This is a genomic window from Paenibacillus alvei DSM 29 (genome assembly GCF_000293805.1).
Taxonomy (GTDB): Bacteria; Bacillota; Bacilli; order Paenibacillales; family Paenibacillaceae; genus Paenibacillus_B; species Paenibacillus_B alvei.
On sequence record NZ_AMBZ01000007.1, the window covers coordinates 263,992 to 274,971 of the forward strand.

Sequence of the window (10,980 nt, forward strand, 5' to 3'; positions counted from 1 at the left end):
TAGGTATAAATACGTTACGTAAATATTGGAAAGCCCCACATTCACAAAGAAATGAAATGGGGACGGGTCGTCGATGGATATTTGACGACTCATCACTGCTTATCCGTAACTTCTGCACCCAAGATTTAATGTTGCTGTTACCCCTGCATGATCGGAAGGCCACAGTCCTGTATCGGTTCGATCTTGCTGCTTCTCTCCAACATTATCTGCCTTGACGGGCATCCATCCATTTTTAAATAAAATGTAGTCGATTCTAGCGAATAAGGAAGATTGATCATTCAATAGGTCGGCGTCCTGACAGAAAGTAAATCCATTGCCTTTACCAACTTCTTCCCAAGTGTCATAGAAACCATTTGCTAGAAATAAGCCGTAGGTTGGGGTTCCGGTGCCATCTGCATTTGAATTCAAGTCCAAGCTTGTCAGAGCGTGGTAATATTTATGTGATTCTGATATAATCCTCTATATATTTACCCCCTATAACATTGTAAGGTGATCACTCATTATGGCACTCTCATTTGCAAGATTAATCAAATGCAAACCCCCGATTCCCTGACATTTCGATGATGTAATTGAGATTTTCGAAATTATAGGGGGAATGCAAGTTGGCACAAAAAATCTCAACTCCATCATTGCTTTTATTTATTATTCTTGTGGGATTTCCACAAATCAGCGAAACGATATACACGCCTTCTTTGCCGGACATTGCTAGTCAATTGCAGGCAAGCAACAACATGATTCAGCTCACGCTCAGCATTTATTTTCTTGGGTTTGCGGTTGGTGTTTTTTGCTGGGGAAGGTTATCGGATGCAATTGGTCGGCGCCCTGCCATGCTTTGGGGCATTTTCGTATATGGAATAGGCAGCATAGGCTGTTATCTGTCAGGTTCCGTGGAGTGGCTATTGGTTAGTCGATTCATGCAGGCATTCGGTGCAAGTACAGGCTCGGTTGTAACGCAAACGATCTTACGAGAAAGCATCGATGGTTCGAAGCGTCATGCTGTATTTGCTCAAATCTCAGCAGCTCTTGCTTTTACACCGGCTTTAGGGCCGCTGATTGGAGGCTGGGTTGATCAGTCGTTAGGCTTCAGGGCTGTTTTTCTAACCCTTGTCATCATGGGTGTGGCGATATTCATGTACACGTTCGCTTCCTTGCCTGAAACGAGAGGTGCCACGACAACTTTGAATGTGAATACATTGTCTGTCGCCAAGCGCCTCATTACAGACGGCAGAGTATGGGCATTTGGCTTTCTAATCGGAGCAACGAACGGCATTCTGTTCAGTTACTATGCAGAAGCGCCTTTCGTATTTATTGAATACTTTGAGATGACGCCAGGCATCTATGGTTTCTTCGGTATTTTTGTAGCGTTGTCTTCGATAATAGGAGCCATGCTGTCGAAGAAGCTATTGTCCACCTTGAAACCAGAGCAGATCATTCTGATCGGCTGTCTCGTCACTGTACTTGGTGCTGGAGCGCTGGTCGGGTTTACGCTTAACGGTTTAAGCTCATCGCTGTTGTCCATGGGTGTGTTTGTCGCCTGCATTTTCATCCTGCTGCTTGGGATTGGCATGGCGATTCCGAACTGCTTAAGCTTGGCGCTAGTACGTTACAGCGATGTATTGGGGACAGCAGGGGCTATCTTTGGATTAGGGTATTATGTAGTCGTGAGTCTGATTACAAGCGGAATGAGCTATCTGCATAATGATTCGTTAGTGACGATGCCATTATATTTTCTTGTACTGGCGGCAGTAATGGTCATAGTGAGCAAAAAAATCGCTAACCTTTCCTCAAGCCAGGAAACAAGCTAAAAAGCTATCGTAATGTTGTCGCAGTAATAAAGGTTATAAATTGGAAAAGTAATTATTTATGAATCCCTTTTTCCTTCTGGAACGGATTTAAAGCGAATAAAACAGCGGCAGTCACGGACTAATTTTTCGTCTATGACTGTCGCTGTTTTCATTTCAGCATCGATCTATTTCGTCATTTTGGATCGCATCCTCAATACAGTCCTTAATTTAGGACAGGCAAGTCTTCATTTCGATTCTTACTAAAAAGTAAGGAAGATGATTAAAATGGTTAGATAAGAGTCATTAACTTGTAAAGCAAATTCATCTATAATCCAGACATCAGATGATTTTTATAAAAGGAGCAGTCAAAAAGATGAAAAAAATAATAGGTCTCGTTTTGGTTATCGCTATTTTTGCAGGTATAGGTCTCGGCGTAAAACGTTTTGTAGAAGGCCCTTCACAAGCGGTTAATGGAATTTTAGTTATCGGTACAGATCAAGAGACGAAGAAAGTCAAAGAGCTGTACAAAGATAGAAGCAAAGAAATGATCGACTACAAAATGAAGTTGGTCACAACCAAAATAGTAACGAAATTGTCAGAGCAGGATAAGAAGGAAACGGGCCAGGAAGTTGATATCCGAAATATCAATTATTCGGTTATTCAGCGATCCACCGCTGAGCAGTTCATCAAGAAGGGGATTATTCGAGCTAGACAAGATCCTGAAAGTTTGTCCATTATTTCAGATCCAGTTACCGCGATCCAAGAATTATCGAATGGTCAAAATCTGCTCTTCTCTTTAGGTGATGACGAAATGAAGAATAACCAAATCGACTTGAATGGTAAGATGGTGCCTGTACAGTATGTGAAACGTCAGGCGTGGATCGGGTATAGACCTATGGATCTTGTTATTGTTGATGACAAAACTTATAACAACATAAAAGAAGCAGAGTCAACAATTTCATTGATTCATTTCCAAAAAGAAAGCTTTGATTATAAAAAGAAAGAAAAGGTGAACAAGGTTATAGATGAAATCAGAAGCGTCTATGCGGTTAGCGAAGAAAAGGTAAACTTTGTAGATGTACAAGATTGAGTGTAAGAGATCGAACTTTACGTATGAGTAGGTGACAGTGTGGAAGTTGTACGCATGGAAAATGTAGTGAAAAGTTATGGCGAAGGCAATAGCAGGGTAGAGGCGTTAAAAGGGATTACGCTTTCGATTCAGCAAGGAGAATTTGTTTCCATCGTGGGTGTGTCCGGCTCAGGGAAAAGTACACTGCTGCATATATTAGGAGGATTGGATCGGCCAACTTCAGGAAAAGTATTCATCGGGGAAAATAGTATTTACGATTATTCGGATGATGAACTTTCGATATTCAGAAGAAGGAAAGTCGGATTTATTTTTCAATTCTTTAACTTAATTCCCGTATTGAATGTCCAGGAAAATATCGCTTTGCCTACGATTTTAGATAATGAACAGGTAGATATGAAATATCTCGATGAAATTATTGAAACCTTAGGGCTGCAGGAACGGAAGACTCATCTGCCATCCGAACTATCTGGCGGCCAACAGCAACGGGTCTCCATCGGCAGGGCGCTTATCAATCGTCCGCATTTGATACTGGCCGATGAGCCTACAGGCAACCTAGATACGAAAAATACAAAGGAAGTCATGGATTTATTACGTTTGACAGCGAAGAAATACAATCAAACCATTGTGTTGATTACGCATGATTTATCGATTGCATCGGCTTCCGACCGGGTCATTACGATCGAAGACGGCAGTATCATCTCAGATCAACGGCTAGCTGCGAATCAGGCATAGATTGGAGGAGAATGAAGTTGATCAGCAGTTACAAACAACTAAGCAGCCGGTATCTAAAAGGGAATATCAAGCGAACCATCTTAACCTTGGTCGGAATTGTACTCTCTGTAGCGTTAATATCCACGATCGGTCTGTTTATGAAAGGATCACAGCTCTCCCAAATTGAAAACATCAAAAAGCTGAATGGGTTTTCGTTTCATGTTGGCATCTCCAATTACGATGAAGCGATTCTGAATAAAATCAGATACAATCCCCAAATCGCATCGTATGGATTGATGTCACAGGGCAAGACCATCCCACTCGGGGACGTTGCGGTACAAATGAATTTCGCCGATCAACGTGCGCTGGAGTTTTTACCCTATAGCCTTCTCGATGGACAACTGCCTGCCAATGAACATGAGGCAGCTGTCGATTCATGGACGCTTCCTTATATCCATAAAAATCTTAAGCTCGGCGACTCTTTTCAAATGGAGGGAGAAACCTATAAACTGGTTGGGCTGCTAGACAATCGCGAGTTTACACAGAAAAGTAAAGTGGGTCGATTATTAACCTATAAACGTGATTTTGCTAGTGGGGAAGGCATGATCTTAATTGAGATCAACCAAAAGGCGAACTTTAATGAAGTTCTAGACGAGATCAAATCATTTACTGGAACTGAGAAGTTGGTAATCAATGAAGAATTGATCAGAGTGTTGAAGCCACAGTCGAATCGCTCGATTTTGGCTGTGCTTGTCATCGTCATCAGTATAGTTGTGGTGGCGACAGCTGTCGTCATCTATAACGCCTTTCAAATCAGTGTCGTTGAGCGGATGAAGCAGTTCGGCTTGCTCCGAAGCATAGGCGCGACGCGCAAGCAGATTCGACACATCGTCATGAGGGAAGCGGCTGTGCTGGCTGTTATCGCCATCCCGCTTGGAATTGTATGCAGCATCTTGGCTCTTGCTGCGCTTCAGTTCATTTTCCTCCTGTTATTAGAAACGGGTGCAAGTGTCTCGTTCTTTCACATCGACTGGCAAATCATATTGATCAGTTCAATCATTACCCTGACAGCGGTGTTGGCGTCCAGTTATTATCCGGCTTTTTTTGCAGGAAGAATATCTCCCTTGCTGGCGATCAGCAGCAGGTTATCCATAAGAAAAGAATCGATCAAAAAACAAAAAAATACGGTGCTGAAAAAACCGGCTTCTTTTCCACTGAGCCTGGCCTTGAAGAATGTGAAAAGAAATAAAAATCGATATACTATCACCATCTTATCGATCATTATAAGCAGTGTATTGTTTATTACATTCTCATCGATCATGAATATCGCATTTGAATCCAAATACGTGAACAATGAGTCTGCGAAATCGGATCTAGCCATCTATCTGCAAGAAGGTCATCGTGATTCCTCCGTCGACAGTCAAGCCATTTTGGAGCAATTGAAGTTGCTTGAAAATGTATCTGAAGTTAGCGAACAAGACACTAGTTTTCGAATCAAATTGAAGGATGTGCATCAATCTAGCGCAACCGTTGCGGACATTCAGCGGACCGTTGGAACAAAGCACTCTATTACAATCGTTAATTACCTAGACGAGAATAAAACAAGGAAAGAATCAGAACTCGTTATTAAAGTGCTCGTATATGGTTTTATTGCGGTTATTTCGCTGATTGGCAGTGTGAATATCATCAATACGATTACGATCAGCATCATCATTAGACGCAAAGAACTGGCTGCATTAAAATCAATAGGCATGTCGCAAAAAGATCTGAAAAAGATGATTATCTATGAAGCACTCATATACGGTGTATCTGGAAGCTTACAAGGGGTCTTCTTCGGATGTATACTATCCTATATAATATATGTGGCTGCTTCTGGTATCTTGAAGCTTGAATGGACAATCCCTTATATGGCATGTATCATTACGTTTGCTGCCGCATTGTTCATCAGTTATGTATCCGTTCTGATACCACTTCGCAAAATCCAACAGGATAATATTATTGATGTGATCAGGGAAGAATAATACGGAGGGCCTGGCTATGTGAATAGTCAGGCTATTCTGATTTTATTGGCTTATGCGGAAATAGAAAGAGGAGAAGGAGGGCCACACGTTGAGCAACATATTGCTGGTTGAAGATGATGAAGCTCTTGGTCTAGCCATCGAATTTTCATTGAAAAATGAGGGGTATGAGGTGGTTAAAGCCTCTAGTGTTAGAGAAGCGAAGCATCAGTTTGAACATCGTACTTTTGATTTAATTATTCTAGATATCGGTCTTCCAGATGGAAATGGCTATGATTTATGCATGCATTTCAAAAAACAGAGTGACACATCGGTCATTTTCTTAACTGCCCTTGATGAAGAAGCGAATGTGGTCATGGGGCTGGATATTGGAGGGGACGATTATATTACGAAGCCCTTCCGCGTGAAGGAACTGATGTCCAGAGTGAAAGTGCAATTACGCAAGCAAGCGCGTCTAGGGACTTCTTCAACGATCTTAACGTCTGAGAATATCAGAATCGATATGAACCTAGTCAAGGTGTACAAAAATGATGAAAGCCTGCCAGTAACGAATTTAGAATATAAGCTTCTGCTCACATTCATGATGAATGCCCACAAAGCACTAAAAAGAGATGAACTCCTGCTACATATCACGGAAGGTGATGAGGTTTTCTTTGATGAAAATACGTTATCTGTATATATTCGACGTTTGCGAGACAAAGTGGAAGATGATCCGAGAAATCCGCAGTTCATCGTTACGCAAAGAGGACTGGGCTATCGCTGGAGCAAGGATGTGAGTAGAGAGTAGATGATGAAAAATACCGAGTTGAAAAGCTACATCGCGAAACTGGCCGTTCTCTTAACGCTATTTACCGTCTATCAATTGATTACCCAGCAACTATTCTACAATCAATTGAAGAGCGATTCAATTGCATCATGGGGGGAGATTACCGCAAGATTGATGGAACAAAACCCTGAGAATGAAGCCGGAATAATGAAAGTCCTAACAAGCCATTCTACGGATTCCATTCCGTATCAGGAAAAAGGGCGAGAGATCTTAAGGCAGTATGGGTTATATGAGGGGTTGGAGTCGCAGCTTTTCCCACTTCTAAATAACCATATTGCTCGCCATAATCAATTTATGTATTGGGGATTGGTGTGTTTCGGATGTATCCTGCTTCTTGCAAGCTACATGCAGCACAAGATGATCTTCCATAAAATCAGACAGCTTACCTCGGCAGCCAAAAAAATCATCGATGGGGATTACTCGGTTGTCATCAATGAAAACAAAGAAGGGGATCTCGCGAAACTGGCCGTTTCCTTTCGTTCGATGAAAGATATTATTCGCAAAAGCATGCAGGATTTACGTGAAGAGAGAGAATTTCTAGTACAAATGATGCAGGATATATCCCATCAATTAAAAACGCCGCTTTCCACCATATCTATCTACAATGAGATGATAATGAGTGAAAGCTTACCGCGTCAGCAGCAAGTTCAACTGCTGCAAAATAACGATGTGCAACTCTCTAGAATGAATGTCTTGATTCAAAATTTGTTGAAGGTAGCGAAAATCGATGCAAGAGCTATTTCATTTGAGAAAGAACCGGCCAATTTAGTAGAGACCATTGAAGACGCTCTAGATCGATTACAGAGCATGATTACCAATCAGCATATATCGATTGATTGGCATACCCCGGAGGAAGTAGTCGTTGTTCACGATAAAGTATGGACGCAGGAAGCATTATTGAATCTGCTGAAGAATGCGATTGAGCACTCCGAACCCGGTGGGAAGATCAAGATTGCAATCGAAGATACACCGATTTATACAGAGCTGGTGATTCAAGACTTCGGAGAGGGGATTGCTGCTGAGGAGTTGCCGCATATTTTTGAGCGATTCTACAAAGCAAGAGGCTCCAAAAAGCATGATTCGGTAGGGATTGGCTTGGCCTTAGCCAAATCTATTATAGAAGCGCATCAAGCTTTGATTAGGGTAGAAAGTAAGAAAAATGCCTATACCAAATTTACGGTTACCTTCATCAAATTTTAACGATCCATTCTTCAAACGAATAAAACAGCGACAGCCGCGGACTATCTTTGCCCGTAACTGTCGCTGTCTTCTTTTCTAGCAGGGATTATTTCATGTTTTTGCAAGAAATTTGGTCGGTATTATATCAACCTAAGGTCAATTAATGTGATAAGTAGCCGTGATATGATTGATCGTATAGGAGGAAGGCGCCGCAAACTGCAAATACAGATATCCGTCCTCAGTTGCAGTGAAAATTCTTCCTACATTGCTGTTGTAAAATGTCCCGAGATGATTGCGCGAGTCATATACCGAATAATACGAATATTGGCCTTGTGCATAGATCGTGAGCTGTTGGCCTTTCTTCAAATAGATTCCTTCCAGTGCGCTCAGTTCATTAGGGCGAAGTGCATAGTACTTAACGAACTGCTGTGTTTGTCGAACCTCAGGCTTGACAGCATCGACAGGTGCAGTGGAAGCATAGGCAGGCGCTGCTGTAGCCAGGGCGACCAGTACTGACATGGACAAGAGCAATTTCTTCAAACGATTCATCTCCTTTAATATGTTGGCAAGTAATATCTGGAAGATGTGTTAAATATAACACGTTACCAATAACTTGTAAACACTTTATTCCGATCATTTCTATAGGAAAATAGAAAATATATATCCTGCAGGTGAAAAATGAACATAAAAATCAACTTGACGATCGTAATCTTGCACATTTACTATAAAAGTGGGTCACCCCTTAACATGGAAAATATGGCGCAATAACCTTCGTGTCGTTAAAAAGATAGCTTGCTATTTTAGCAATAGTATGAATGAGCTTTCGATATCTAGATATTTACAACAGATTAGTAAGAGCGTATAATGTCTAAAAAAACCATGTATGTCACATACCGGGGATCAATGTGGCATAAGACAGACTTGAAATCGAAATTATTATTCATCCTCATTATCATTTGGGTTAAAGCAGCACGGAATGGAAGTTAGTCAAAGTTAGTCCACGCATAATCACCAGAACATCACATAAAACAATTTTAAGTGCATACGGTAAGGTTGAAATTGTTATTCCTCTCGCTACACTCTTCTAGCATTTTTCTTTACACAACATCTTAACAGCCTTTATTTCATTCAATCACTGTGCAAAGATTAATCGTTGTTTAGGCACGTTAATTTTTCTTGGTGAAAATAGCTCTCGTTCAAAGCGTCTATCGTCTATTATAAGAAGATAGATTCGTGGCGAAGCTATGTCTAATATCGTAAAAATTTTTTATTTTTTTAAGAGGACAAGGGATTTTAACGAATTCCTTATCCTCTTTTTGTTTCGTAATGAAATTTCAATAATGACTAACTAATATTGAAAACGTTAAAAAATCTAGCGGGTAATGATTGAGCTTCATAGCTGAACAGAATACGTTTAGTTTACCGTCAAAAGGAGAAATCGTATGGGATGGTATGCACTTTTTGTAGAAACAGGTAGCGAAGATATTGTTCAGAAATGCTTGAAGTTACAATAGTCGCTTCACTCACGAACAGGCCGACGAAGGTCATCGGCTCCCATTATATGAATCCAGTAATTATGAAACCAGTGGTCGAGGTTATCAAGGGCTACCATACTTCGGATGAAACCATTGATGCTACCGTTCATCTTCTCGCAACGCTGAATAAAGAAGCTATTATTGTCAATGACCTGCCTGGCTTTGTATCCAACCGGATTTCACATCTGATGATGAACGAGGCTGCATTCGTTGTTCAGGATCAGGTTGCAAAGCCGAAGGATGTGGACGATGTATTCAAGAAGTGCTTTGGACATAAAATGGGACCGCTTGAAACTGCCGATTTGATAGGATTGGATACCGTTGTACATTCCCTCGATATATTATACGAGAGCTATCAGGATTCAAAATTTCGTTGCTGCCCGCTTTTTCGTAAAATGGTGGAAGTAGGAACACACGGAAGGAAAACGGGACAAGGCTTTTATACGTATCCGAAGTACGAAGGCAGCCTCGTGAAAGCTTAATTAAATAGGTGTTGGACAAGGGAATCGTGTTTGGTGGAAGAGTGGGCCAAATCTTCAAACTGAGCGCGATTCTTTTGTTTTAGCTCTCGACTGGAGGAAAAATGGAGAATACAAGCGAACCTAAAAAGCGGTTATGGTCGATGAATTTCTTTTTGCTCTGGCAAGGTCAACTGGTTTCCACTTTAGGCGACTCGATCTATGAAATCGCCTTAACCTTTTGGATACTCTACGAAACAGGCTCACCAGGACTGATGGGGGCGTTGCTCGCGACATCATTGCTGCCTAAAGTCCTCATATCTCCTTTTGCCGGTGTAATTGTAGATCGCACAGATAGAAGGAAAATGATATTATTAATGGATTTCATTCGAGGAGTATGTATTCTTTTTGTAGGGATTGCAGCTATCTTTGGATTTCTTGAAATTTGGATGGCTTTTGTTGCGGGGATTATTCTTGGCGGATGTGCGGCGTTTTTCAATCCCGCAGTTACTTCAACGATTCCAGATATCGTCCCCACATCTCAGATTGTACAGGCAAGTGCCAATGTAAGCATGTTGCGTGCAATTTCTCAAATCATTGGGCCCTCATCTGGCGGGGTGTTGTATCATCTCGTAGGACCGCCAATTCTATTCTTATGCAATGGCATATCTTATATGATTTCATTTGTCCTCACCTTTTTTATGAAAATTCCAAAGTCAACGAGTCAGGATCAACAATATAATTTGTGGCAGGATATGAAGGACGGATTTTCGTACATCTGGAAGATGAAAGGACTTAGAGACTTAATTGTTTTGGCGGGGTTTTTAAACTTTTTGCAACGATAAGTATTGTATTGCTTGCACCGATGTTTAAAAATTCCGAGAGTTTGGGGGAAGTAAGATACGGCATTGCGATGGCTATTTTTACGCTAGGTATGCTCGCGGGGATGGTTTTTACATCCGTAATTCGGATTAAGCCCGATAACAGAAGTATGGTTCTTACGGTTTCAGGGCTATTAGCGGGGATCGTTTTTTTGACCGCGGTCATGATGAACAACTTTGTCGTCATGGCTATCTTGTTATTTATCGGCGGTATATTCAATGCACTTGTCAATGTCTTGATTGAATCGACCGTTCAATTAACAGTTATCCAGGAAATGAGGGGCAAGGTGTCCTCTATAAAGGGAACGCTTACAATGGGACTTTCACCGTTGGCCATGTTTATTGGCGGCCTTCTAGGTGAGTTTTTCCCGATTAAATCCATCGTATTTTCTGGCTTTATGGCAATGACCGTCTTGTTCATCCCTTTATTTTTCTTGAAATCATTTAAATCTTTTATTCAATTCAATCCGGAACAACAAAAAATTGGCGCGTAATCAG

The 10,980-nt window shown here is 41.2% G+C and carries 10 protein-coding genes and 1 pseudogene; 9 read left to right on the forward strand and 2 right to left on the reverse strand.

Translation table 11 applies throughout. The features are described 5' to 3' along the window. Positions 1-99 precede the first annotated feature (99 nt). A complete protein-coding gene (locus PAV_RS33715; RefSeq protein ID WP_193373008.1) occupies positions 100-408 on the reverse strand; it encodes an exonuclease/endonuclease/phosphatase family protein in 309 nt (102 codons plus the stop codon). A gap of 194 nt (positions 409-602) precedes the next feature. On the opposite strand from PAV_RS33715, the gene PAV_RS22485 reads away from it, so the two are divergent. The 6 genes from PAV_RS22485 to PAV_RS22510 all read left to right on the forward strand — a co-directional run bounded on the left by PAV_RS22485 (position 603) and on the right by PAV_RS22510 (position 7,629). Continuing rightward, positions 603-1,805 (forward strand): multidrug effflux MFS transporter, encoded by a 1,203-nt coding sequence (locus PAV_RS22485; protein WP_005550069.1) that lies wholly within the window; start codon positions 603-605, stop codon positions 1,803-1,805. A gap of 352 nt (positions 1,806-2,157) precedes the next feature. Then, positions 2,158-2,874, forward strand: a complete 717-nt coding sequence (locus tag PAV_RS22490) for a lipoprotein BA_5634 family protein (protein WP_005550071.1) — start codon at positions 2,158-2,160, stop codon at positions 2,872-2,874. A 39-nt stretch (positions 2,875-2,913) separates the two neighbouring features. Continuing rightward, entirely contained in the window at positions 2,914-3,606 is a 693-nt protein-coding gene (locus tag PAV_RS22495; protein WP_005550072.1) for an ABC transporter ATP-binding protein, read from the forward strand. 17 nt (positions 3,607-3,623) lie between these two features. Then, the gene (locus tag PAV_RS22500; RefSeq protein WP_005550073.1) at positions 3,624-5,606 is read left to right on the forward strand and encodes an ABC transporter permease; all 1,983 of its coding nucleotides are present in this window, start codon (positions 3,624-3,626) and stop codon (positions 5,604-5,606) included. Positions 5,607-5,694: 88 nt separating this feature from the next. Then, positions 5,695-6,390, forward strand: coding sequence for a response regulator transcription factor (locus PAV_RS22505; protein ID WP_005550074.1), 696 nt, complete (start codon positions 5,695-5,697; stop codon positions 6,388-6,390). A 3-nt stretch (positions 6,391-6,393) separates the two neighbouring features. Next, positions 6,394-7,629 (forward strand): HAMP domain-containing sensor histidine kinase, encoded by a 1,236-nt coding sequence (locus tag PAV_RS22510; RefSeq protein WP_040736600.1) that lies wholly within the window; start codon positions 6,394-6,396, stop codon positions 7,627-7,629. A 135-nt stretch (positions 7,630-7,764) separates the two neighbouring features. Here the strand turns inward: PAV_RS22510 and PAV_RS22515 are convergent, their stop codons facing one another. Next, positions 7,765-8,148 (reverse strand): hypothetical protein, encoded by a 384-nt coding sequence (locus PAV_RS22515; RefSeq protein ID WP_005550076.1) that lies wholly within the window; start codon positions 8,146-8,148, stop codon positions 7,765-7,767. 967 nt (positions 8,149-9,115) lie between these two features. Between PAV_RS22515 and PAV_RS22520 the strand changes: the two are divergent. The 3 genes and pseudogenes from PAV_RS22520 to PAV_RS36990 form a co-directional block, all read left to right on the forward strand. Beyond that, positions 9,116-9,625 (forward strand): annotated as a pseudogene (locus tag PAV_RS22520) (3-hydroxyacyl-CoA dehydrogenase family protein); the annotation flags it as partial. A gap of 140 nt (positions 9,626-9,765) precedes the next feature. Next, positions 9,766-10,446 carry an MFS transporter gene (locus PAV_RS36985; RefSeq protein ID WP_157267161.1) on the forward strand — a complete coding sequence of 227 codons (681 nt, stop codon included), beginning with the start codon at positions 9,766-9,768 and terminating at the stop codon, positions 10,444-10,446. 20 nt (positions 10,447-10,466) lie between these two features. Then, the gene (locus PAV_RS36990) at positions 10,467-10,976 is read left to right on the forward strand and encodes an MFS transporter (protein WP_005550082.1); all 510 of its coding nucleotides are present in this window, start codon (positions 10,467-10,469) and stop codon (positions 10,974-10,976) included. Positions 10,977-10,980 lie beyond the last annotated feature (4 nt).

What these genes read in the sequence shown, in the direction of transcription:
- PAV_RS36985 (WP_157267161.1), top strand. Translation starts at nt 9,766, where the DNA reads ATGAATTTCTTTTTGCTCTGGCAAGGTCAACTGGTTTCCACTTTAGGC.
- PAV_RS36990 (WP_005550082.1), top strand. Translation starts at nt 10,467, where the DNA reads ATGTTTAAAAATTCCGAGAGTTTGGGGGAAGTAAGATACGGCATTGCG.
- PAV_RS22490 (WP_005550071.1), top strand. Translation starts at nt 2,158, where the DNA reads ATGAAAAAAATAATAGGTCTCGTTTTGGTTATCGCTATTTTTGCAGGT.
- PAV_RS22510 (WP_040736600.1), top strand. Translation starts at nt 6,394, where the DNA reads ATGAAAAATACCGAGTTGAAAAGCTACATCGCGAAACTGGCCGTTCTC.